At 63.6% G+C, this 23,527-nt stretch carries 21 protein-coding genes; 10 read left to right on the top strand and 11 right to left on the bottom strand.

Going from position 1 to position 23,527, the window contains the following annotated elements:
• Window positions 1-87 precede the first annotated feature (87 nt).
• Window positions 88-1,020: a VOC family protein gene (locus C1A35_RS16105; protein WP_104665379.1), complete on the top strand. Its 933-nt coding sequence runs from the start codon at window positions 88-90 to the stop codon at window positions 1,018-1,020.
• A gap of 131 nt (window positions 1,021-1,151) precedes the next feature.
• Window positions 1,152-1,754, top strand: a complete 603-nt coding sequence (locus tag C1A35_RS16110) for an alpha/beta hydrolase (protein ID WP_104665295.1) — start codon at window positions 1,152-1,154, stop codon at window positions 1,752-1,754.
• Here C1A35_RS16110 and C1A35_RS16115 read toward each other — a convergent pair whose 3' ends face one another.
• The 8 genes from C1A35_RS16115 to C1A35_RS16150 all read right to left on the bottom strand — a co-directional run bounded on the left by C1A35_RS16115 (window position 1,755) and on the right by C1A35_RS16150 (window position 10,977).
• Window positions 1,755-2,867 carry an ABC transporter permease gene (locus C1A35_RS16115; protein ID WP_104665296.1) on the bottom strand — a complete coding sequence of 371 codons (1,113 nt, stop codon included), beginning with the start codon at window positions 2,865-2,867 and terminating at the stop codon, window positions 1,755-1,757. It abuts the gene before it with no gap.
• A 1-nt stretch (window position 2,868) separates the two neighbouring features.
• Window positions 2,869-4,017, bottom strand: coding sequence for an ABC transporter permease (locus C1A35_RS16120; protein WP_104665297.1), 1,149 nt, complete (start codon window positions 4,015-4,017; stop codon window positions 2,869-2,871).
• Complete coding sequence (locus tag C1A35_RS16125) at window positions 4,014-5,744, bottom strand: ATP-binding cassette domain-containing protein (RefSeq protein WP_104665298.1); 1,731 nt, start codon at window positions 5,742-5,744, stop codon at window positions 4,014-4,016. Before C1A35_RS16125 ends, C1A35_RS16120 begins: the two co-directional genes overlap by 4 nt.
• Complete coding sequence (gene hlyD / locus C1A35_RS16130) at window positions 5,741-6,748, bottom strand: secretion protein HlyD (protein WP_104665299.1); 1,008 nt, start codon at window positions 6,746-6,748, stop codon at window positions 5,741-5,743. Before hlyD ends, C1A35_RS16125 begins: the two co-directional genes overlap by 4 nt.
• A complete protein-coding gene (locus C1A35_RS16135; RefSeq protein WP_440271532.1) occupies window positions 6,745-7,449 on the bottom strand; it encodes a CerR family C-terminal domain-containing protein in 705 nt (234 codons plus the stop codon). The genes hlyD and C1A35_RS16135 overlap by 4 nt, the downstream gene beginning before the upstream one ends.
• A gap of 160 nt (window positions 7,450-7,609) precedes the next feature.
• Complete coding sequence (locus C1A35_RS16140) at window positions 7,610-8,776, bottom strand: HPP family protein (protein ID WP_104665300.1); 1,167 nt, start codon at window positions 8,774-8,776, stop codon at window positions 7,610-7,612.
• Between the two features lie 171 nt (window positions 8,777-8,947).
• Window positions 8,948-10,306, bottom strand: coding sequence for a sensor histidine kinase (locus tag C1A35_RS16145; RefSeq protein ID WP_104665301.1), 1,359 nt, complete (start codon window positions 10,304-10,306; stop codon window positions 8,948-8,950).
• Window positions 10,303-10,977 (bottom strand): response regulator transcription factor, encoded by a 675-nt coding sequence (locus C1A35_RS16150; RefSeq protein ID WP_104665302.1) that lies wholly within the window; start codon window positions 10,975-10,977, stop codon window positions 10,303-10,305. The genes C1A35_RS16145 and C1A35_RS16150 overlap by 4 nt, the downstream gene beginning before the upstream one ends.
• A gap of 272 nt (window positions 10,978-11,249) precedes the next feature.
• Here C1A35_RS16150 and C1A35_RS16155 point away from each other — a divergent pair, with 272 nt between their 5' ends.
• The 4 genes from C1A35_RS16155 to C1A35_RS16170 all read left to right on the top strand — a co-directional run bounded on the left by C1A35_RS16155 (window position 11,250) and on the right by C1A35_RS16170 (window position 15,164).
• Window positions 11,250-12,962, top strand: a complete 1,713-nt coding sequence (locus C1A35_RS16155; protein ID WP_104665303.1) for a phosphoethanolamine transferase — start codon at window positions 11,250-11,252, stop codon at window positions 12,960-12,962.
• Window positions 12,963-13,130: 168 nt separating this feature from the next.
• Window positions 13,131-13,502 carry a hypothetical protein gene (locus C1A35_RS16160; protein WP_104665304.1) on the top strand — a complete coding sequence of 124 codons (372 nt, stop codon included), beginning with the start codon at window positions 13,131-13,133 and terminating at the stop codon, window positions 13,500-13,502.
• Between the two features lie 202 nt (window positions 13,503-13,704).
• Window positions 13,705-14,376: a metallophosphoesterase family protein gene (locus C1A35_RS16165; RefSeq protein ID WP_104665305.1), complete on the top strand. Its 672-nt coding sequence runs from the start codon at window positions 13,705-13,707 to the stop codon at window positions 14,374-14,376.
• A 113-nt stretch (window positions 14,377-14,489) separates the two neighbouring features.
• Complete coding sequence (locus C1A35_RS16170; RefSeq protein ID WP_104665306.1) at window positions 14,490-15,164, top strand: HAD family hydrolase; 675 nt, start codon at window positions 14,490-14,492, stop codon at window positions 15,162-15,164.
• A gap of 59 nt (window positions 15,165-15,223) precedes the next feature.
• Here C1A35_RS16170 and C1A35_RS16175 read toward each other — a convergent pair whose 3' ends face one another.
• Both C1A35_RS16175 and C1A35_RS16180 read right to left on the bottom strand, forming a co-directional pair.
• The gene (locus C1A35_RS16175; protein ID WP_104665307.1) at window positions 15,224-16,813 is read right to left on the bottom strand and encodes an ABC transporter substrate-binding protein; all 1,590 of its coding nucleotides are present in this window, start codon (window positions 16,811-16,813) and stop codon (window positions 15,224-15,226) included.
• Window positions 16,814-16,979: 166 nt separating this feature from the next.
• A complete protein-coding gene (locus tag C1A35_RS16180; RefSeq protein ID WP_234822880.1) occupies window positions 16,980-17,666 on the bottom strand; it encodes a GntR family transcriptional regulator in 687 nt (228 codons plus the stop codon).
• A 240-nt stretch (window positions 17,667-17,906) separates the two neighbouring features.
• Here C1A35_RS16180 and C1A35_RS16185 point away from each other — a divergent pair, with 240 nt between their 5' ends.
• From C1A35_RS16185 to C1A35_RS16200, 4 genes are all read left to right on the top strand, one after another.
• Window positions 17,907-18,938, top strand: a complete 1,032-nt coding sequence (locus C1A35_RS16185; RefSeq protein ID WP_104665309.1) for an amino acid ABC transporter substrate-binding protein — start codon at window positions 17,907-17,909, stop codon at window positions 18,936-18,938.
• A gap of 171 nt (window positions 18,939-19,109) precedes the next feature.
• On the top strand, window positions 19,110-20,258 hold the full coding sequence (locus tag C1A35_RS16190; protein ID WP_104665310.1) for an amino acid ABC transporter permease: 1,149 nt from the start codon (window positions 19,110-19,112) through the stop codon (window positions 20,256-20,258).
• A gap of 3 nt (window positions 20,259-20,261) precedes the next feature.
• Window positions 20,262-21,368, top strand: coding sequence for an amino acid ABC transporter permease (locus C1A35_RS16195; protein ID WP_104665311.1), 1,107 nt, complete (start codon window positions 20,262-20,264; stop codon window positions 21,366-21,368).
• Window positions 21,361-22,800, top strand: a complete 1,440-nt coding sequence (locus tag C1A35_RS16200) for an amidohydrolase family protein (protein WP_104665312.1) — start codon at window positions 21,361-21,363, stop codon at window positions 22,798-22,800. Before C1A35_RS16195 ends, C1A35_RS16200 begins: the two co-directional genes overlap by 8 nt.
• A 16-nt stretch (window positions 22,801-22,816) precedes the next feature.
• On the opposite strand, the gene C1A35_RS16205 is transcribed toward C1A35_RS16200, so the two are convergent.
• Window positions 22,817-23,404, bottom strand: a complete 588-nt coding sequence (locus C1A35_RS16205) for a YqaA family protein (RefSeq protein ID WP_104665313.1) — start codon at window positions 23,402-23,404, stop codon at window positions 22,817-22,819.
• Between the last annotated feature and the right edge of the window lie 123 nt (window positions 23,405-23,527).

Genomic DNA, 23,527 nt, shown 5'->3' on the forward strand with positions numbered 1-23,527 from the left:
TCGCGGCCGTCTTCCGCTGGCGAACGGATAGGCGCATCTAAGACCCAACGGAGCGCCCGGTGGCGCCGGAGAGAAAGGATCATGGCAATGCTCAACCAGATCAAGGGTCTGCATCACGTCACCTCGATGGCGGACGATGCGCGCGAGAACAACCGGTTCTTCACCAAGTCGCTCGGCCTGCGCCGGGTCAAGAAGACGGTCAACTTCGATTCGCCGGACGTTTATCACCTCTATTATGGCGACGAAGCCGGGACGCCGGGCACGGTCATGACCTATTTCCCATTCCCGCAGATGCCGCGTGGCCGCGCCGGCACCGGCGAAGTCGGGACCACGGTCTTCTCCGTACCTCAGGGCTCGCTCGGTTTTTGGAAGGAAAGGCTGGCCACGCTCGGGGTCACCGGTCTCAAGGACGAAGAGACATTCGGCGAAAAGCGCCTGAACTTTGCCGGTCCTGATGGCGACGGCTTTGCGCTTGTCGAAGTCAAGGATGATCGGCGCACGCCCTGGACGGAAGGCGGCATTTCGGAGGACCACGCGATCCGCGGCTTCCATTCCGCGGCGCTCCGTCTGCGTGACGAAGGTGCTACCGCCGAGCTTCTGAAGTTCATGGGCTACGAAGAGATCGACCGCAAGGACGGCGTCACCCGTCTGATCGTACCCGGCGGCAACGATGCCAGCGTCATCGACCTCGAGACGATGCCGAACATCGGCCGGGCGTCCCAGGGCGCCGGCTCGGTGCACCACATCGCCTTCGCCGTCGAGAATCGCGAAAAGCAGCTCGAAGTGCGCAAGGCGCTGATGGACACGGGCTATCAGGTGACGCCGGTCATCGACCGCGACTACTTCTGGGCGATCTATTTCCGCACGCCGGGCGGCGTGCTGTTCGAGATTGCCACCAACGAGCCGGGTTTCGACCGGGACGAGGATCTCGCCCATCTCGGCGAGGCGCTGAAGCTGCCGCAGCAGCACAAGCACCTGCGCCCGATTCTGGAGAGCCACCTGCAGAAGATCGACGATTAATGCCGCGAAAGTCAGCGGCCCGTATGGTTGCGGGCTTCTGCAACCCGGCGGTCCCCTCGGTTGAGAGGACGGCTTCAACGCTTTGAAATCAGGCAATTCCAGGCTTCTTCGAATTGCACCAGGAGATTGAAATGGTAGATCATGGCTATGTTCACAAGCTGAAGGCCGGAAAGCCCGGCCAGCCGATTTTCTTCGTGTTCCACGGGACCGGCGGCGACGAGAACCAGTTTTTCACCTTCGCATCCGAGCTTCTGCCCGATGCGACGATCGTCTCGCCGCGTGGCGACGTCTCCGAGTATGGGGCAGCGCGCTTCTTCAAGCGCACCGGCGAGGGCGTCTACGACATGGCCGACCTTGCCCGCGCCACCGAGAAGATGGCGGCCTTCGTCAAGGCGGTGGCCGCAGAGCATCAGGCGTCGCAGGTGATCGGCCTTGGTTACTCCAACGGCGCGAACATTCTTGCCAACGTGCTGATCGAAGACGGCGTGTTCGACAAGGCCGCCCTGATGCACCCCCTGATCCCGTTCCGCCCGAAGGACAATGCGGGGCTGAAGGGGCGTCGCGTCCTGATCACCGCCGGCGAGCGCGACCCCATCTGCCCGGCACCGCTGACCCAGGCCCTTGCCGACTATTTTCAGGGGCAGGGCGCAGCGATCGAGACCGAGTGGCATTCGGGCGGCCATGACATTCGCCAGAACGAGATCGCGGCGATCGCGCGGTTCCTGAACGGCTGATTATTCCAGCCGGCGGCGAAACAGCCAGGAGGCGGCCGAGAGGGTGACGATGGCGATCACAAGTAAAGGGATCGTCTGTCGCGCCACCTCGACCGCCGGAATGTCCTTGAGGAACACGCCCTTCACGATCACGAGGAAGTAGCGCAGTGGATTGACGTAGGTGATCGGCTGCAGCCAGGACGGCATGTTCTCGATCGGCGTGGCAAAGCCAGAAAGCAGCATTGCCGGCACCATGAACAGGAAAGCGCCGAGGATCGCCTGCTGCTGCGTCATCGACAGGGCGGAAATGAACAGGCCGAGGCCGACAACCGACGCAAGATAGAAGACCGCACTGCCGTAGAGCAGGAGCAGCGAGCCGCGCAGCGGCACGCCGAAGATGAAGACGGCCGCCAGGATATAGATGGTGATGTGGAAGAGGCCGATCATCATCGGTGGGATCAGCTTGCCGATCAGGATCTCATGGGTCCGGAGCGGCGAGACCATGAGCTGGTCGAAGGTGCCGAGCTCGCGCTCGCGCGCGATCGACAGGGCGGTCACGATCAGGCCGATCAACAGCGCGATGCTGGCGACGAGGTTCGGCACCATGAACCACTGATAGGTGAGGTTCGGATTGAACCAGTTGCGGGCGACAACGGTGACGGCGTCGGCCGCCATCCGCTTGCCCGCCGGCGTCTCGGCGGCGAGCGCGCCGACGATACGGCCGAGATAACCTGAGACGATTTGCGACGCGTTGGAGCGGCGGCCGTCGAGGATGACCTGCACCTCCGCCGGGAGGCCGGCCTCGATGTCGCGCGAGAAGGTAGGGCCGATTTCGATCGCTGCAATGACCTTCTGAGTATCGATCGACAGACGCACCTCGTCAGGACTGTTGGTGAAGCGAACGCTGCGGAAGGTCGGCGAGCCCTGGATCTCCTGGACGAGATCCTGGCTCCAGTGGCCGTTGTCACGGTTCAGCACCAGCACATCGACATTCGTGACCTCGAGCGTGGCGGCGTAGGAAAACACCAGGAGCTGCAGGATCGGCGGGACGATCAGCACGGTGCGGCCCTTGGGGTCGCGCAGCACCGCCAGCAATTCCTTGACGATCAGCGCTCTAAGCCTTGTCCACCACATCTCAGCCGATCCTCTTGCGGGTGCTGCGGGCGGCGAGCGCAAAGAACACGCTGCCGATCAGGAGCATGGCAGCTATGGCCTTGCCGAACATCGGCCAGATATCGCCGGCCAGAAACACGGTCTGCAGGCTCGGGATCAGATAGCGCGCCGGCACGATGAAGGTGATCCACTGGATGACAGTTGGCATCGAGTTGATCTCGAAGAGAAAACCCGAGAGCAGAAAGGCCGGAAGAAACGCCGAAATCAACGCGAGTTGCGAGGCGAGGAACTGGTTCTTCGTCGCCGCCGAGATCAACAGGCCCTGGCCGAGCGCCGGCATGAGGAAGGTCGCCGACAGTGCGTAGAGTGCCGCGACCGAACCGCGGAAGGGAACGCCGAAAAGGAAGACGGCGAGCAGCACGCAGAGCGTCATCGAGGTCAGCCCGAGGATGAAATAGGGCAGCAGCTTGCCGGCCAAGAGTTCCGCGGCCGAGACGGGGGTCGCCATCATCGCCTCCATGGTGCCGCGCTCCCATTCGCGGGCAACGACGAGCGAGGTGAGCAGCGTGCCGACCAGCGTCATGACGATGGCGATCGATCCGGGCACCAGGAAGTTTCGACTGGTCAGCTCCGGGTTGAACCAGAAGCGCTGCTCGGCCGAAATCGCCGGCGGCCGGCCGCCGCCGTCGTTGAGGCGCTGGCGTTCCCAATTGGCAACGGTCGCCTGTGCGTAGTTTTGAACGAAGTTTGCCGTGTTGGGATCGGAGCCATCGACGAGCACCTGCAAGGCGGGGTGCCGCCCGGCCGCATAGTCTGCCATGAAGCTCTTGGGGATGACGACGATGCCGCGCACCCGGCCAAGCACCAGGTCTTCCTCGAACTCGCGGCGGTCGCGACCGACGGCCACCGTGAAGTAACGCGAGGCCTGAAATCCCGCGGCAAGATCGCGCGTCAGCGGCGCCTCTTCTTCGATGACGAGGCCGATACGGGTTTGCGTGGTATCGAGCGAAACGCCGTAGCCGAAGAGAAACAGAAGGATCAGCGGCAGCACGAAGGCGATCAGGATGCTGCTCGGATCGCGAACGATCTGGTAGCTTTCCTTGCGCACCAGCGCTGCAAAGCGTCTGGCTCGGGACGCCCGGTTTTCGAGACTGGACGATTGCGCGCTCATGCCGCCTCCTTCGCTTCCGATCCCTCGACGAGGGCGATGAAGGCGTCTTCCATCGTCGGGTCCGGAAGCTTGTCGCTGGCGACCTGCGCCTTCAATTCGTCTGGCGAGCCCAGTGCAATCGAACGGCCGCGGTAGATGAGCGAGATGCGGTCGCAGTATTCGGCCTCGTCCATGAAATGGGTGGTGACGAGCACCGTCACGCCCTTCTCGACAAGGCCGTTGATGTGGGTCCAGAACTCGCGCCGGGTGATCGGGTCGACGCCGGAGGTCGGCTCGTCCAGAAACAGCGCTTCCGGTTCGTGCAGCACCGCGCAGGCGAGCGCCAGCCGCTGCTTGAGGCCGAGCGGCAGATCCTTCGCCGACATGTCGAGCAGGCGGGCGAAGCCGAAGATTTCCGTCATCAATTGGATGCGGTCGCGCTTGCGCGTGCCGGAAAGGCCGTAGACGCCGGCAAAGAAGCTGAGGTTCTGGGCGACGCTCAAGTCGCCGTAGAGCGAGAACTTCTGTGCCATGTAACCGAGCCGGTTGCGCGCCTCGGCGGCATCGCGGCGCAGGTCGAAACCGGCGACGCGACCTTCGCCGGCCGTGGGCTTCAACAAGCCGCACAGCATCTTGAAGGTCGTGGACTTGCCGGCGCCGTTCGGGCCCAAGAGGCCGAAGATCTGGCCGCGCGGTATGTCGAAGGTGATTGTGTCGGCGGCGGTGAAATCGCCGAAGCGTTTCGTCAGGCCATGCGCCTCGATGACGGGCTTGGCATTCTCGACGGCAAAGGGCGTCTGGGTTTCTGCGAGCTTCGAGCGGCCGCCGGGTCCGCCGCCGAGCATGTCGATGAAGGCATCCTCGAAACGCGGCGTGGTGGTTGCCATCTTGGGTGTAACCGAGCCGTCGTCAGGGCCTCCTGGCATGGTTTGCGGCTTCATCACAAGGCGGATCGCTTCGCCCTGGATGACGCCGTCGACGACGTTTTCGTCGTCGAGATAGCGGGCAAGCGCCTGACGGCGCCCTTGCGTAATACCGGAAACCTTGAAGACGCGGTCCGCGACCCTTTCGGTCAATTCAATGGGACTGCCGGTAAACAACAGCTTGCCTTCGTTCAGAAGCAGAACGCTGTCACAGGCCTCGGCCTCGTCGAGATAGGCCGTGGACCAGACGACGCCGATGCCTTCCTTCGTCAGGTTCTCGACCATCTTCCAGAGATCGCGGCGCGAGATCGGGTCGACGCCGACGCCCGGTTCGTCCAGAAGCAGCAGCCTCGGCTTGCGCAGAAGTGCACAGGCTAGGCCGAGCTTCTGCTTCATGCCGCCCGAAAGCTTGCCGGCCAGCCTCGTGGTGAAGCGCTTGAGATCGGTGAATTCGAGCAGTTCGTCAAAGGTTGCGGTGCGTTCGCCAAGTGGCAGACCGCGCAGATCGGCGTAGAGATTGAGGTTCTCCTGAACGGAAAGATCCTCGTAGAGGCCGAAACGCTGCGGCATGTAGCCGATCGCGGCCTGGATGTCGGCGGCGCTCGTCACCGTATCGAAACCGAGAACCTCGACCTTGCCTTCGCCCGGCACCATCAGTCCCGTCATCAGCCGGATCAGCGTGGTCTTGCCCGCGCCGTCAGGGCCGACGAGTCCGGTGATGCGCCCGCCGAGGATCTCGCCGCTGATGTGGTCGAGCGCCGGCGGCGCGTCGCCGAAACGCTTGACCACATCCGCGATGCGAACGAACGGTGCGTTGTCGCTCATTGCCCGGCCCCGGACTTTTCCGGCAAGCGCACCGTCACCGGCATGCCCTGGCGGAGATCGGGGCCAGGCTTGTCGACCACGATGCGCAGGCGATAGACGAGATCGGTGCGCAGCTCCGGCGTTTCCACCGATTTAGGCGTGAATTCGGCGACCGGCGATATGAAGCCGATCGTTGCCTTGTAGGGACGGTCCGGAGCGCCATCGGACGTGACCTCGACGGCCATGCCGGGATGCACGCGGCCAAGGTCGGGTTCTGCCACATAGGCCCGGACCCACACAGGCTCGTTCAGCGAGATCACGTAGACCGTGTCGGAGGGCGCGACGATGGCACCGCTCTCGCGCACGCGCGACAGGACCGTACCGGCGCTTGGGGCAACCAGCCGGGTATCGGCGAGCGCCGTCCGGGCGCTCTCGAGCTTGGCTTCGGCTGCAAGCACCTGCGCCTGAGCCGCCTCGATGTCCTCGATCCGACTTCCTTCCTCAAGCAGTGCCAGCGCTTCGCGGGCAGACGTGGCGCGGGCAGCGGCGGCTGCCCTGTTGGCGTTCGCTTCGTCGAGGTTGGCCTGGGAAATGGTGCCGTTCGGGCGCAATTGCCGTGCCCGCTCAAAGGCGAGGTTGGCGTTTTCGAGATCGGCGAGGCGTTCTTCATGGGTCGCGCGTGCCTGGGCGATTTCGGTCGGGCGTGCGCCGGCCTTCAGCTTTGCAAGGTTGGCCTTGAGCGCGCCGAGATCGGCCTGCGCGGCGGCTGCCGCCTGCTCGAATGGGACCGCGTCCAGCGTCGCCAGAACGTCGCCGGGCTTGACCATGTCGCCTTCATCGACAGCAAGGCTTGCGATGCGGCCATTGACGCGAAAGCCGAGCGAAACCTGACGGATGTCGACATTGCCGTAGAGGACCGAGGTCTGCTCCGTACCGACCCACCCGAGCCGGCGAGGGACGTCGAACCACCAGGCACCGGCCGCGGCGCCGGCGATCAGGATCAGCGCGATTGCTGGCTTGTTCATGACCGGCCTTCCTTCCGGCTGCCGAGCGTCGCGACCAGTTCGGCCGCGTGACGTCGCAAGATGTCGAGTTCGTCGGCACCGACGGCCCGCCAGTTCATTTGCCGAAGCATGGCCGCATGCGCCATGCGGAAGACGAGAATGCTTCCGACGAAGGAGAGCGTCCGCAGCCGTACATGTTCCGATGCCGGAGGCTCGCCGAGAATAGTGGCGACCAGCCGGCCCGCCATGCCGATCATCGGGCCCATGACGTTGGCGTAGACCCGTTCGAAGGCCTCCGTCGGCTCCATCTGTTCGCGGATGATGAAACGCGCCCAGCTCTCGGACTGCCGGCTGACGAAGAGAGCGATCATGCGCTGGACGACCCGGGTCAGGAGATCTCGCGCTTCCTCCGACGTCATCGGCTCGCCCGCGCTATCGAGACGTGCAAGGCGTTCGAGGATCGTCGTTCTCAGTTCGCCGACATGCCCAATGATAATCGACGAAAGGTGCTCTGCGGCGGCTATGTAAAGACCCTCCTTGCCGCCGAAATAGTAGGGGATTGCCTGGAGGTTCACGCCTGCCGTTTCGGCGAGCATGCGGGTGGTGGCGCCGTCAAAGCCGTAGCGGCCGAAGACGTCGATGGAGCTGGTCAGCAGCTTCTCGCGGGTGACATCTCCGCGATCCTGCTTTGTCGGGCGAGGCGAGGTTTGTTTTTTCATCATATGCTGAAATTACATCATTCCATTGATTAAGTCAATCGAATGAATTTTTATTGTATGCGATGCGCGCCGGGCAATCGCCCGTGCTGTGTTTGGCGCCGGGCGCGCGGGTTTGGCGCAGCCGCCCGCTTTCGTGGTGGAGAATTCAGGTGAGCCTTTCGGCCTATGCGACGTCGCGTTCTTCGCCCCGTTCGAGACGGCGCTGGAAGAGTGCGGCGATGAGGTCGGATTGGGTAACGACACCGAGCAGACGGTTGTCCGGATCGACCACCGGCATATGGTGTAGCCCCATGTCCGACATCGGCGGCACGAGTTTGGCGATCAAGGTTTCCGGCAGGGCCGACTGCACCTTGCGCGTCATGATGTCCGAGACGAGCCGCGGCATCTTCGGCCCGAGGCCGATGACGTTTCCGAGCCGCTGGCGGATGCCGCCCTGCGGCGTGAGCATCGCGTGTTTCATGAAATCGGTCTGCGTGACGATGCCGACGAGGCCATCCTTTTCGGTCACCACGGGCAGCGCCTTGATGTGGTGCCTGATCAGGGTCTGCCAGGCTTGGCGCAGGGACGTTTCCGGCGTGGCCGTGGCGACGTCGCGCGACATGATCTCGGCGCAGGTGATTTCGCCGGAGCGGCGGTTGAAGGCGCGGATCTGTGCCTGATGGATCAGCGCGTCGAGCTCTGCGGGACTGACGTCGACCACTTCTCCATATTGCGCGAGCACCGCCTGCAGGTCTTCGGGAACGATGCCGAGCCGGTGCGTCGGCGCGGGGTCGCTGGTACCGTGCAGCGTCGGTGCCTGCGCAAGATGCGGGTAGCGCCGGCCGGTCGCGTTGTTGAACACCAGTGCAATCACGAGGATGACGACCGAGTTGATGGCGACCGGAGACAGGGCGAACCAGTAACCAGCCTCATGGATCGCCGGGCCGCCGAGGACTGCGGTCAGAGCAACTGCCCCGCTCGGCGGATGAAGGCAGCCAAGCAGCAGCATGACCGCGATGGCGAGCCCGACGGCGACTGCGGCAGCAATGACCGGGTCGGGGATCAGCAGCGCCGCGGTAACGCCGATCAGGGAAGAGACGGTGTTGCCTCCGACGATCGACCATGGCTGGGCGAGTGGGCTTGCCGGGGCGGCAAAGAGAAGGACGGCGGAGGCGCCCATCGGCGCGATCAACAGCGGCAGGCTGGCGTCGGCGCCAAGCGCGTAGCTGCTGATGAAGCCGGTGAGCAGGATGCCGAGAAGCGCGCCGAGCGACGAACGCAGGCGTTCCAGATGGCCGACCGGAACAAGCGAGGGAATGAAACGCCTGATGTATGCGCGTGCCTTCGACATAGGGCCTCTGCGGAGGGAAGGTAGGATTTGCACAGGCCATTAGCACATGGCGCGGAAATGGGCATGAAATCCACATCCAAAAACCGCCGTCGGATTAAAATATATGCATCGCGCCTAAAAAGAGCGCGTTGCCGCAAGGTCTCGGGACCGGCGACCTCTTCGTGCCGATTGCTAGCTCGATACGGCTGCGGAAAAATCGATCGAGATCCGCGTGCCGCGGTCGGGCGCCGTATCGACGGCAAGGGTGGCCCGGTGCAACTCGCTGATGCGCCGCACGATTTTCAGGCCAAGGCCGAGCTGGCCGGAACTCTTCACGTAGCCGAGGTCTTCGTTGTGTTCCGGAAGGTCGATGAGGCCCTTGCCATTGTCCTCGACCGAAACGAACGGGCCGGGGCCGCAGGCAAGGACGATCCGGGTGCCCGGCGGGTTGTGCTTGACGGCGTTCTCGATGAGGTTGCGCAGCATGTTTTCGACGAGTGCCGGGATGGCGGTTACCGGCGGCGTGCCTTCGTCGACGAATTCGAGGGACTTGTCGTGGTCGAAGACGAAGGGTGCGATCGCCTCCGCGACGGCCGCGCCGATGTGCGACAGGCTGGTGCGCTGGTAGGCGGAGGGATCGACGGCATCGGCGCGCGCAAGCGAGGTCAATTGCTCCAGAATATGGGTCAGTGCGTCGAGATCGCGCTCCGCATTGCGTGCTCTCGGGTCGTCGATGCGGCTCAGCTCCATCTTGGCAATCGACACCGGCGTGCGGATTTCGTGGGCGATCGAAGACGAAAACAGCTTCTGCGACTGGATGAGATCGGCGACGCGCGTCAGCATCCGGTTGACGGCAATGACGAGGCGGGCGATTTCCTGCGGCATTCTCGTCAGCGGCAGGCGCGCATTGCTGTCGCGGGGATCGAGTGCATCGGCTGCGTGGGCCGCCCTGGCGACCGGCCTCAAGGCGCTGCGGATCGACCAGATCGTCGCCCCGATCACCAGGCAGAACATCAGCGTCATCGGCACGATCATCGAGTCGAACATCTCGTGAAGGAGTGCGCCGTACATGAAGCCGTTCGGATCGTTGAGGATCGCGAGCTCGACCAGCACGGTCGTACCGCCCCGTTCGAAGGTCTGGCCGCCGGCCACGCTGAACGGTTTTCCCGGGGCAATCAGGCGTTTCCAGAATTGGGGGGCGTCGACATTGAGCGGCAGGAAATGTTGGGAACACTCGGCCGTGCAGTTCGAATGGATCATCTCTCCGGAAGCGGTGCGGATGCGCAGGAAGATCGCACCGTTGTCGTCCGGCCGGTCGACGTATCGTTCACGCAGGTCGCGATCCGGCTCGTAACGCGCCACGCCGTCGCGCACCTGGACATAGCCGATTAGGTTTTCGGTTTCCTGCTGCAGCATGAGCACGCTCAGCTTGTCGTCGTCGAACCAGTAGTCGGCGAAGACGACACCGATCTGGATCGCCATCGCCAGCAGTGAAAAGGCGACGATGCGGCGCGCGACGATACCGATCAAGGAAGGGTTCCGGATCCTCATGGCGCCCGCCGGAGGAGATAGCCGATGCCGCGCACCGTCTCGATCTGCACGCCGGTGTCGAGAGGTTGCAGGCGCTTGCGCACCCTTGAGACAGCCAGCTCGAGCGCGTTGGGCGTGACTTCCTGGCCATATTCGGAAAGGGCGGTTTCAAGCTTGCGCTTCGGCACGACGCGGCCGACCTCGCGCATGAGGATCTCGATCAGGGACCGCTCACGCGGCGGCAACGGCACCACGGTGCCGTCGCAGGTGAGGTCGGCGGTCGCCGGGTCGTAGCGCAAGCTGCCTGCCTCCAGCACCGGCTGCACCGCCTGGGGGTTGCGCCTGAGCATCGCGCGGCAGCGCGAGAGCAGTTCGCGATGATGGAAGGGCTTCACGAGATAGTCGTCGGCTCCGGCATCGAGCCCGGCGATGCGTTCGTCGACGGAACCCTTGGCCGTGATGATGAGCACCGGCAGCCCCGGATACTCCTGGCGCACGCGGCGAAGCAGTGACAGGCCGTCGCCATCGGGCAGTCCGAGATCGAGCAGCACCAGGTCGTGCTCGCGGGCCGCGATTGCCGTCTCGGCATCGGCCACGCTCGAAACCGCATCGAGGCGCCAGCCTGCATCCCGCATGGTTTCGCCGACCAGTTCAACCAGTCTCGGACTGTCTTCGACCAGGAGCAGGCGCATTGATTCGTCTCGAGAGTGCAGGGCCGCCGCCGACCATATGGGCTTTCGCGGAGGCTGCCAACTGCCAGCAGCGATACCTACCAGCGCGCGTATCGGCGGGACAATGAGCAATCTTGACGGGGTTTGGACAGCTTGTCCGTCGTATCTCGATTGCCGAGGGAGAGGGTGTGTCTGAACAGGCGGCCCGCAACACGGCCTCCAACTCGACTGAATGCCCGCGCCTGCAGCGCCCCTCCCAGGCGCTCGTGCAGTCGCCGTAGGAGACGACAGTTTTGACATTTTCAGGTCTTCGCCGCGCGGAAATCGGCAGTCTTGCGCTGAGCGCTCTCGTCAGTGCCTATCTGCTTGTCGTCACCAACAAGTCCTTCTGGACGCACACGGTCGCCTATTTCGACGATTCCGTCGTGGCGCTCCTGTCCTTCAGCGCGGCACTGTGCCTGCTGACCTTCGCCGGGCTGACGACCGCCTCCGTCAAATATGTGATGAAGCCGGTGATGATCTTCCTGATCATGGTGTCGGCCTCCGCCTCCTATTTCATCGATACCTTCGGTGTCATCATCGACAAGGACATGATCGGCAATGCCGCGGTTACGACGCAGGCCGAAGCCAGCCATCTGCTGACCGGCAGTCTGGCGATGCATCTCTTGCTTTACGGGGTGCTCCCGTCGCTGCTGGTGATCTGGTTCAAGGTCCGTTATCGGCGCTTTTTCGCCAATGCCGCGGTCAACCTGGCGGTGATCATTCCCTGCTTTCTCGTCAGCGGGGGGCTGGTCTACGCGAACTTTGCAAACATCGCCTACGTTATCCGCGAACACAGGGACCTGATGAAGCGCTTCAATCCGACGGGGCCGGTCTCCGCGGCGGTTCGCTACGCGTCCTCGACCTTCAAGGGGCGCAACATCGTCGTGCAGCCGCTCGGTACCGATGCCCGTCAGGGCTCGCGCATCGCGTCTGCCAGCAAGCCCGTGGTCGTCGTCGTGGTCGCGGGCGAGACCGCGCGGGCGATGAATTTCTCCCTGAACGGCTACGGGCGTGAAACCAATCCGGAGCTGAAGTCGCTCGATGTCGTCAATTACACCGACACCACCAGCTGCGGCACGGCAACGGCGACGTCGCTTCCATGCATGTTCTCCGTCTACCCGCGTAAAGAATACAGCGACTGGAAGGCGCGCTCCACGGAGAACCTGATGAACGTGCTGACGCGCGCCGGCGTTGCGACCACCTGGTGGGACAACAACACCGGCAGCAAGGGCATTGCCGATCTCATCAACTTTGCCAGCATGACTGACCAGAAGAACAGCCCGCTTTGCAAGAACGGGGAGTGCCTGGATGAAATCTTCCTCGGCGAGCTCGACAGGAAGCTCTCGACGACGAAGAGGAACAGCGTGATCGTCCTGCACCAGCTCGGCAGCCACGGGCCGTCCTACTACCTTCGCTATCCCGAGAAGTTCCGGCGTTTCACGCCCGATTGCCGGACGCCCGAACTGATGAAGTGTTCGGTCGAAGAAATCACCAACGCCTATGACAACACGATCCTCTACACCGATTACGTGTTGGCGAGCGTCGCCCGGTTGCTGGAGAAACATCAGGACCAGATCGCGGGTGCGATGATCTACATGTCAGATCACGGCGAGTCGCTCGGCGAAAACGGCATCTACCTGCACGGCGCGCCCTATTCCATCGCCCCGCGCGAGCAGACGCAGGTGCCGTTCATCGCCTGGTTCTCGAAGCCTTACCGGGTGGCAATGGGCGTCGACACGGCGTGCCTGGCCAAGGATACCGCGCAGCCCAAGTCCCACGACAACCTGTTTCACACCGTGCTCGGCATGATGAATGTCGAGACCAAGGTCTACAAGCCGGACCTTGACGCTTTTGCAAGCTGCACGAAGAAACAACCGGCAGGCGGGGCGTTCCAGGCGGCGGATACGGCAAAGGACTTGCCCGCAAACCCCCAGCGTTCCATCGGCTCACAGGGGGCCCTATAGACACGATTGCGCCGCGAAAGCGCGACCGCCCGTAAATTTGCAAACGGCCGGAACAAAACCCGGCCTCGATGCTTCCTTGAAGAGACGCCCGCGTTCGTCCCGGCCACGGGCGAGGCCGCCGAGGCGACCTCGATCTGCCGGGTAGCCCCCGAAGGAAGGAGAGCTTCGATGCGCATCGTCGGCTTGCAGGTTACCGCCGAGAAGGCCGGTCGCTCCGGGTTCACTGTCGAGTTCGTCGGCGACTGTGGCCAGGTGGTGACGGTGATGTGTCCCCAGGACGGGGCCGGATCCCTCAACCGGCTCAACGCGATCGAAAAAGCCAAGGAAATTCTGCAGGCGGCCATCGCGACCGACGAAACGGTAGCGGCGGCTGCCGGCGACGCAGGAGCGCGTCGCGGCACGTTGCCGAACGCGCGCCAGGCTCATGACCGCGACGCCATGGAGGAACAGCTCGACGAGGGGCTCGAAGATACCTTTCCGGCAAGCGACCCGGTGTCGATCGCCAGCTCGACCATCGCCAAGGGCAATTCGCGGCGCTGAAATCAGGACCACGTCAGCGATTGAACATTTCCCGCGACGCATTCTCGTGGCTGTCGGCATTCTCCATCGTCGCGCGCGTCCGCGCCGCCATCGGCGCATCTTGCATCCTTTCGGCAAAAGGCATGTTATAGCACCTTGATCCGGCGATGTTTTCGACCTGAAGCGGTCGGCGCCGGGCTGTCGGACTTTGGAGAATGAATGCATGGCCGCTCGGCATCTGACTTTCGCCGTCGGCGATATTCACGGCTGCCTCGATCAGCTGCGCGCGCTGTTGGCTGAAATCGAGGACTATGCGCCGACGGGGCGGGTGATCTTCCTGGGCGACCTGATCGACCGGGGGCTCGAGAGCCGCGCCGTCATGGAACTGATCATGGCCGGCCCGACCCGACCCGGCTGGACGTGGCTGACGCTCAAGGGCAACCACGAGCAGATGCTCTGGGGGGCGAGCAGTGGCGAAAGTGACGTCGAGTGGTGGCTCGTCAATGGCGGCCAGGAGACATTGATCTCCTATGGCGGCACGGTTCCCGGGCGGCATCTGAAATGGATCAGGGAACTGCCCACGATCCTGGTCGAGCGGTTTCGCATTTTCGTGCATGCCGGTGTTGACGATACCCTGCCACTGGAGCAGCAGGACGAGGGGATCTTTCTCTGGATCCGGCCGCCTGAAGACTATTCGGGCGATTACTGGGGCCGGCATCTTTGTCACGGGCACACCCCGAGCACCGCCAATCCGCGCACGGTCGGGAACCGCACCAATGTCGATTCCGGAGCTGTGTTCAGCGGCATCCTGTCCTGCGCCATCTTCGACGACGACCAGCCGGGCGGGCCGATCGACTTCCTGACAACGAGCAAGGCTGCCTGGCGCATCGAGTGATACGCGGCAGCGGTGGAGTAAATGGCATTGTGCGGCCGGCTGTCCGGTAGTAGGTGTGACTTCTCCGCTGGGCGAAGCCTTTGCCGCCCGTTTCATCACCTCAGGGGATTGCCTTGGACGCCGCGCCTTCATCCGTTTTCACGAAGAATTTTGCTGCCCTCCTGTTCGACATGGACGGCACGTTGTTGAACTCCATGGCCGTGGTCGAACGTGTGTGGGGCGCCTGGGCGGAGCGCAATGGTCTCGATCCGGTCGAGTTTATCAAGACCGTACATGGCGTGCGCGCCGTCGATACCATCCGCAATCTCGAGCTGCCGGACGTCGATCCGGAGAAGGAAGCCTACGACCTGGCGCTCGCAGAGATCGCCGATGTCGAGGGCATCGTCGAAATCCCCGGCGCGGTCGCCTTCCTGAATTCCCTGCCGCCGGAACGATGGGCGATCGTCACGTCCGCGCCGCTTGATCTGGCGGTGCGCCGTCTCGCCGCCGCCGGCATTCCGACGCCGCGGCTGATGATCACCGGCGAGGATGTTTCCGTCGGCAAACCCGATCCGCAGGGCTACCGGCTCGCGGCCGAGCGGCTTGGCGTGCGTGCGGAGGATTGCCTGGTCTTCGAAGACGCACCGGCCGGTATTCTTGCCGGGATTGCGGCTGGCGCCGATGTCGTCGTCGTCACCGGCGCGCATGCGGCTGCGGAGGGCACGCCGCACATGACCCTTGCCCGCTACCACGACATCGCGGCGGAGCGTGCCAGTGACGGCACGGTGTCGCTGCGCCGGACCGCTTGAAACGCGCGCGATGAGAAGAGGAGGCCGCTTGTCGGCCTCCCGTCATCCGCGTCGCTGCCTTACGCGTTGAGCCAGCATTTCGTCAGGGCGTGACCGTTCATCAGTTCGCCGTTCGGATCGTCGATCCAGCCGCCGACCTTGTCGTTCGTGGCGTCGATATAGTTGTTGAACATCGGCACGATGACGCCGCCCTCGTCGCGGAGAATCATCGCTGCCTGGCGGTAGAGTGCCTTGCGCTTGGCGTTGTCGAGCTCCCCCCGCGCGGCAAAGATCAGCTTGTCGAAGTCCTCGCGGAAGAAGCGGGTGTCGTTCCATTCGGCCTTAGAAAGATAGGCGATTGAATAGACCTGGTCCTGCGTCGGCCGCCCGGTCCAGTAGGACATGCTGAAGGGCTGCTTGTTCCAGACGTCCGACCAGTAGCCGTCACCCGGCTCGCGCTTCAGGTCGATGGTGATCCCGCATTTGGCGGCGCTCATCTGGAAGAGCTGCGCCGCATCGACAGCGCCGGGGAAGGCGACATCGGAGGTCCGAAGCAGAACTGAGCTGCTGTGCCCGGATTTCTTGTAGTGGAACTTTGCCTTGTCCGGATCGAAGACGCGCTGTTCGATATCGTTGTCGAACAGCGGATAGCCCTTGATCATTGGCGTGTCGTTGCCGACGGTGCCGTAGCCGGCAAGCACCTTTGCCACCATCTCCTCGCGGTCGACGGCATATTTCAGCGCCAGACGCAGGTCGTTGTTGTCGAAGGGCGCCGTGTTGCAATGGGCGATGAAGACATAGTGACCCTTGCCCGGCACATTGCGGATGACGACGCCGGGAAGGCGACTGATCAGGGCGACGATCTTGGGCTCGATGCGGTTGATCATGTGGATCTGGCCGCTCTGGAGGGCCGCTGTCCGAGCGGTCGAATCGTTGATGACAGCGATTTCGATCTGATCGGCATGGCCGCGCTCGGCCGAGCCCCAATAGCCCTCGTGCCGCTCGGCGATATGTTTGACGCCCGGTTCGTTGGAAACGACCTTGTAGGGGCCGGTGCCGATGCCCGCTGTCGGGTCGTCCTTCCCGCCGTTCGGCTGGATCATCAGGTGGTAATCGCTGACGATATAGGGCAGGTCGGCATTGGGCGCGCGCAGCGTGATGACCACGCTGTCGCCATCGACCTTGATCGTCTCGAAGTCCTGAACGAAGGGCAGAGCCGCAGACTTGGAGTCCGCGTCGCCATGACGCTCGAACGTCGCCACCACGTCGGCCGGGGTCAATTCCTTGCCATTGTGAAAGGTGACGTCCTTGCGGATCTTGAAGCGCCAGGTCTTGGCGTCCGGCGCTGCCTCATAGGCTTCGGCGAGCCGGTACTCGATCTCGCCGGTCGGCGATACCTCGACAAGCTGCTCGCCCCAGCAGCGCCCGAGCGTATAGGGAACCTGGCTCGCCCAGGTCGCCGGGTCCAGGCTGTTCGTCGATTCTCCGCCGACGAGGCCGGCTTTGAGTGTCCCGCCCTTGATCGGTCCTGCCGCGCGGGCCGCCTGGCCGAGCAGCAGGTTTGCCGAGGCGGCGGTAATGCCGAGTGCGGCGGCGCGTCCGAGAAACTCCCGTCGCGACAGCCGGCCCGCGGCAACCTGCTTGCTCATGAATTCCAGTTCAATTGGCATGTCTTACTCCCTCCCTTGCAAGACCCACCCGGCATGACCGGTATCGTTGCAGATATTGGAGGCAGATGCCGCGCATGGATTCTTGTGGCGCGACAGTTGGTGCCGCAGATCGGCGAAAGAAAGTCGTATCTTCGACCGCTCGCTGCAGCGAAGGTGGAGTGCGCCGTCAGCCCTTGCGGGCGTAGCGCTGCAGGATCGCGGAGATATCCGGCTCTTCCTTGCCGGTATCGAGTTCGGCGCGAAGCTCTACCGCGTCGAGGTGCTCGAGCATGATGCGCTCCGCCGTTGCGGTGTCGCGCGATTGCAGGGCGCGGATGATCTGGACATGCTCGTCGACCGCACATTCCGGCGAATGCAGCCGCGCGAACCGGGCGAGGATCAGCGAACAGCGGGAGACGATCTCCCGGACGAAACGCGTCAGCGCCTGGGAGCCCGTAAGCTCCGCGAGCAGGATGTGAAACTCGCCGGCGAGCCGGATCGAAAGCGGCCCATGGTCGGACAGCGCCGTCTCCTCCTGCCGCACATGTTGCTGCAGACGCTTGACGCCGGCGGCGTCGAGATCGGCGACGAGCCGCCGGATCACCTCGGCTTCGAGCATGCGTCTTAGCGCAAAGATGTCGCGCGCCTCCTCCAAGGTCGGCTCGGCCACGCAGGCACCCTTGTTGGCGCGCAGATCGACGATGCCTTCCGCGTTGAGCCGGACCAGGGCCGCCCGAACGCTGGTGCGGCTGACCTTGAAATGATCGGCGATCGTGTCTTCGGAAAGTTTCGTTCCGGGCCTCAGGGCCTGCTCCAGGATCGCCTGGCGCAGGAGCTTGTAGACCACTTCGCTGCGGCTAGATTTCTCAGACAAGGTTGCCTCCCCCAACGGGCCGATCGGGGACCGGCCGAACATGTCCCTTGTCTTCGATAGCGCCCGTCCAAATGGTCGTCAACATTGTATACAATAATGTTGATGTTTGTATTCTGGTGTCGTATGCAATTGCAGGCGCCGACAAACAAGGCCGGCGCCGGCCGGTTCGGGAGGAGGCGCGCGGAGAGGACCGCGCGACCTGAGAAGGCCAGAAAGGGAACAGCCAATGGGAGGGAATTCATGAACAGCAGGATTCTGCAGCTCTGTGCGACAGTTGCCGGCATCGCCGTCGGCCTGGTGGCCGCGACCACTGCCAACGCCGCGACGACGCTCGAAACCGTCAAGGCCCGCGGCAAGCTGATCTGCGGCGTCTCGATGAGCACGCCGGGCTTTGCGACGGCCGATGCCAAGGGTCACATGGAGGGCTTCGACGTCGACGTCTGCCGCGCCGTGGCGGCTGCCGTATTCGGCGATCCGGAAAAGGTCGATTTCGTCCTGACCAATATCAACACGCGCTTCCAGGCGCTTCAGTCCGGCGAGATCGACATGCTGTCGCGCCAGACGACCATGACCTTTTCGCGCGAAACGTCGCTCGGGCTCGATTTCGGTCCGACCGTGTTCTACGACGGCCAGGGTCTGATGGTGCCGAAGTCGCTCGGCGTCAACAGCGCCAAGGAACTGACCGACGCGGCGATCTGCACGCTGCCGGGCACCACGACCGCGCAGAACCTCAGCGATTTCTTCCGCTCGATCGGCGGCAAGTTCGAGCTGGTTGTCTTTGAAAACCCGGACGAGAACCGCAACGCCTTCTTCTCCGGCCGCTGCGAGGCGATCTCGTCCGACCGTTCGGACCTCGCCTCGATCCGCGCCGTTGCCAACAACCCGGATGATTACGTCGTCCTGCCGGAAACCATCTCCAAGGAGCCGCTGGCGCCGGCCGTTCGCCAGAACGACTCCAACTGGCGTGACATCGTCTCCTGGTCGGCCTGGATGCTGATGGCCGCCGAAGAGCGTGGGATCACGCAAGCCAATGTCGACGAGATGGCCAAGAGCGAGGATCCGGAGATCCAGCGCATGCTCGGCGTCAGCGAAGAACTCGGCAAGATGCTGAACCTCGACAACAAGTGGGGCTACAACGTCATCAAGGGCGTCGGCAACTACGGCGAAGTGTTCGAGCGCAACCTCGGCACCAAGACGGCGCTTGGCCTGACGCGTGGCCCGAACACGCGCTGGAGCGAAGGTGGCCTGCTCTACGCACCGCCGTTCCGTTGAGAATTGACGGACCCGCGTTTGACGCGGGTCCACGTCTCCACATGGTGCCCCAATCGGCCTGTGGGGAGTGCGCGCGGCGTGCCGCCCGTACTATAAACGATGGAAGTCGATCAGGTTATGATCTTGGGTCGCGCCGGCCCGAGAACATTGTGCTCCAAGGGACGGGTGCCGATGCCCCTGTTTTATGACGCGCGCATTCGCGCCTATCTCTATCAAGTGATCGCCGTCGGCGTCGTGCTGCTCATCGCCTGGGTGATGTTCAGCACCGCAAGCGCCAATCTTGCCAAGCAGGATATTGCGACCGGTTTCGGCTTCCTGGCGCGCCAGGCCGGGTTTGTCATTACCGAATCTGCCATCACCTATGAGCCCACCGATACGATCGGCCGCGCGATCCTCGTCGGCATCACCAACACGGTCAAGGTTTCGCTGCTCGCCGCCCTGTTCGGCACCGTTCTCGGTCTCTTGGTCGGCATCGGGCGGCTGTCGCACAATCCGGTGCTGTCGCGGCTGATGCTTGCCTATGTGGAAGCGCTGCGCAACGTGCCGCTGCTGCTTTACCTCTTGCTCTGGTATTCGCTGATCATCTCCGTCTTTCCGCCGGTCAAGCAGGCGATCGAGATGCTTCCCGGCGTCTTTCTGTCGAACAGCGGTCTGGTCACGCCGGCGCTCCACTGGCAGAGCGGTTTTGCCGCGCTGGTCACGGCCTTTGTTGTCGGCGTCGCTGCTGCCTTCGCCACCGCGCGCGTTCTCGGTCGCCGCCGCATCGTTACCGGCAAGGAGCGGCCGATTGCCCTGTTCGCGGCAATCGCGTTTCTGCTGCCGCTCGTGGCAACCATCCTCTTCGCCAACATCTCTGTCACCTGGGATGTGCCGGAACTCGGCCGCTTCCGCCTAAGTGGCGGCTATCATCTGCGCCCTGAATTCGTGGCGCTTCTGCTCGGCCTGACGCTCAGCGTGTCGGCCAATGTCGCGGAAATCGTTCGCGCCGGCATCCAGGCGGTCAGCAAGGGGCAGTGGGAAGCGGCGACGGCGCTTGGCCTGTCGCGGGCACGCACGCTGAAGCTCGTGATCCTGCCGCAGGCGCTGCGCATCATCATTCCGCCGCTCACCAACACCTATCTGACCGTGTTCAAGAACAGCTCTCTCGCGATCGCCATCGGCTATCCGGATCTGGTGATGGTTTCAAACACGATTATGAACCAGACGGGCCAGGCGATTGAAGCCATTGCCATTTTCATGGGGGTCTATCTCGGCCTGTCGATCCTGATCTCGCTGGTGATGAACTGGTACAATGCGCGGGTCGCGCTGAGGGAGCGCTGAGCCATGACACAGGTCGACACCCTCGTGAGCAGCGCGGCGCTTGCGCCGAGCCGCGAAGTGCCGCCGGCGGCGCGCAGCCGCTGGTTCAGCGCCTATTTCGGCACGCCTGGCAATGCACTGATCACCATCCTGTGCCTCGGCACGGTCTTCGCGCTCGCCAAGCTCGCGATCGGCTGGCTCTTCGTCGACGCCACCTTTGTCGGCACGCCGGCGGAATGCAAGGCGACGAGCGGCGCTTGCTGGCCGTTCCTGTCGGCGAAGATGCGCTACATCTTCTTCGGCTTTTATCCCTTTGAAGAGCAATGGCGACCGCTGACGGCGATGCTCCTGTTTCTCGGCGCCTGCCTCGTCTCGATGGTGCCGAAGGTCTGGGGGCGGGGACTGCTGCTCGCGTGGGTCGCCGTCGTCCTGCCGGTGCTCTATGTGCTGATGGCGGGCGGCTACTTCGGCCTCACGGTCGTGCCGACGACGCAATGGGGCGGGCTGCCGCTTTCGTTCATGCTCTCCTTCATCGGGCTTGCCTGCGCGCTGCCGCTCGGCATTGCGCTGGCGCTCGCCCGCGCATCGAACCTTCCGGCAATCCGCGTCCTCGGCGTCGGCTTCATCGAGATCGTGCGCGGGGTGCCGCTGATCAGCATCCTGTTCATGGCGACGGTCATGCTGCCCCTGTTCATGCCCAATGGCATCACCATCGACAAGCTGGTGCGGGCACAGGTGGCGATCATTCTCTTTGCCGCCGCCTATATCGCCGAGATCGTGCGCGGCGGCCTGCAGGCGATACCCAAGGGGCAGGTGGAGGCCGGCCAATCACTGGGGCTGCACTATTGGCAGATCATGCGCAAGATCGTGCTGCCGCAGGCGTTGAAGAAGGTCATTCCGCCCTTGGTCAGCCTGTTCATCGGCTTCTTCCAGGATACGACGCTAGTGACGATCGTCGGTCTGCTCGACTTCCTCGACACCGTCCGCACCGCCATGCGCGACCCGCAATGGCAGGGCATCGCGGTGCTGGAGGGCTATGTCTTCGCCGCTGTCGTATACTTCGTTTTCAGCGCCCTTATGGGAGCTTACAGCCGTTTCCTCGAGCAATATTTCAGGACCACGCATGACTAAAGAGATCCACGTCATCCGCAAAGCGCATACGCTCGTCGCCTTCGACCGCGAGCTTAATGGCCATGTCTATCTCAACGACGCGGACGTCGCCTATGACGAGAAGGGCTTCGTGCATGTCGGAGGCCACTATGACGGTCCGTTCGCCAGCGAGAGTTCCGGCCGCGACCGGATGATCCTGCCGGGCTTCGTCAACGTGCATTGCCATTCCGGCGAGGAGCCGATCTCCAAGGGCATCTTCGAGGACATGGGGACGGCAGCGCTCTGGGGCAATGCGCTCTACGAATACTCCAATCTTCTGGAAATCGATGACGACGCGATCGAAGCGTCGCTGACGGTCATGGTCGGCGACCTGATGCGCAGCGGCGTCACCACGCTGCTCGATATTGCCGGTCCGCATGCGAGTTGGCTGCCGACGCTTGCCAAGAGTGGTGCGCGCGCCTTCGTCGCGCCGGGTTTCCGCGAAGCGCAATGGCACGTCGAAGACAGCCATCGTCTCGACTTCCGTTGGGACAGGGCGCGGGGACGCGAAGCCTTTGCGCGAGCGCTTGAGGTCGTCGATACTGCCAATGCACACCCATCGGGCCGCCTTGGCGGCGTCGTCGCACCGTCGCAGATCGAGACCTGCTCGCCGGAACTGTTGCAGGATGCGGTGGCGGCAGCCCGTCAGCGCGGCATGCCGATCACCATTCACGCCGCCCAGACCATGACCGAGCACGAAGAACTCTTGCGCCGGCACGGGCTGACGGCCGTCCAATATCTCGAAAAGCTGGGTCTGCTCGGCAAGGACCTGATCCTTGGCCATTGCATCTTCGTCGACAGCCATTCCTGGACGCGGCAGCGCACGGAGATCGACTTGCGTCTGCTCGCCGATCGCCAGACGACGGTCGCCCATTGCCCGGTCACCTTCTCGCGTAGCGGCATGGCGCTGGAATCGGTCGGCCGCTACCGCCGCGCGGGCGTCAACGTCGCGCTCGGCACCGACAGCTATCCGTTCAACATGCTCGAGGAAATGCGTCAGGCGATGATCTGCGCGCGGCTGTCGGGCAAGTCCGTCTTCGACGTATCCACCGGCGACATCCTTGAGGCGGCTACGACCGCCGGCGCCCGGGCACTCGGCCGTGATGACATCGGCCAGATCGCCGTCGGCGCGAAGGCGGACTTCCTGGTGGTCGATCTCAGGCACAACGCCATGCAGCCGGTCTACGACCCCTTGCGCAACCTGCTGCATTGCGCGGCCGAGCGGGCGATCGAGCGTGTCCACGTGGACGGCACTTGCGTCGTCAGTGATGGCCGCCCGACCTTGATCGATTATGACGGCGCGCTCGCAAAGCTCCAGGAAGCGCAGGACTACGCTTGCCGCAAGGCGGCCGAGAATGACACGAAGGGTCGCGCAATGGGGACACTTGCGCCGCTCTCACTGCCGCGCAGGTAAGTCCGGGCGCGGCCCGTCAGGACAGAAAGCGGTGTGCGGCGAAGAGGCAGATCAGGACTGTCGCCGCCGCGCCCGCCAGCGCGCCAAGACGCCTTTCGAGGAAATCCCGGATCTCTTCGCCGAAATGGCGCAGCAGCCAGGCGAGCAGGAAGAAGCGCGCGCCGCGGGCAATGATTGCCGAGACGATGAATAGGCCGAGATGGATGTTGGCGGCGCCCGAAAGGATGGTCACGACCTTGATCGGCGGCAGATGCGCCAGGCCCGAGGTGACGAGCAGCAATGCCAGCATCTCGCTGTCGACCGAGGCTTTCAGGTGTTCGAAGGTATCGAGCTTGCCGTAGAATTCGAGCAGCGGCCTGGCGATGGTGTCGAAGGCGTAATGGCCGAGATACCAGCCGGCGATGCCGCCAAGTACCGAACAGACCGTCGCCACCAGCGCATAGCGCCGGGCTCGCTCCGGGCGCGCCAGCGCCATCGGGATCAAGAGAAGATCCGCCGGCACCGGAAAGATCGAGCTTTCGACAAAGGCGATGATGCCAAGCCAGACAATGGCGGTCTCCCGCGTCGCGAGCGACATTGTCCAATCATAAAGACGTCGAAGCATGAATTAGGATTCGCTGTTGGCCGTTGATTTTCCCTATTGGCGACCGAACGGGGTGTAAATGTGACGGGCTCCAGCCGATCCCGGGATGGAGACAGGAACCTGTCGCCCGCGTGGCCAACGCTC

The organism is Ensifer adhaerens (assembly GCF_002940685.1).
GTDB classification, from domain to species: domain Bacteria; phylum Pseudomonadota; class Alphaproteobacteria; order Rhizobiales; family Rhizobiaceae; genus Ensifer; species Ensifer adhaerens_E.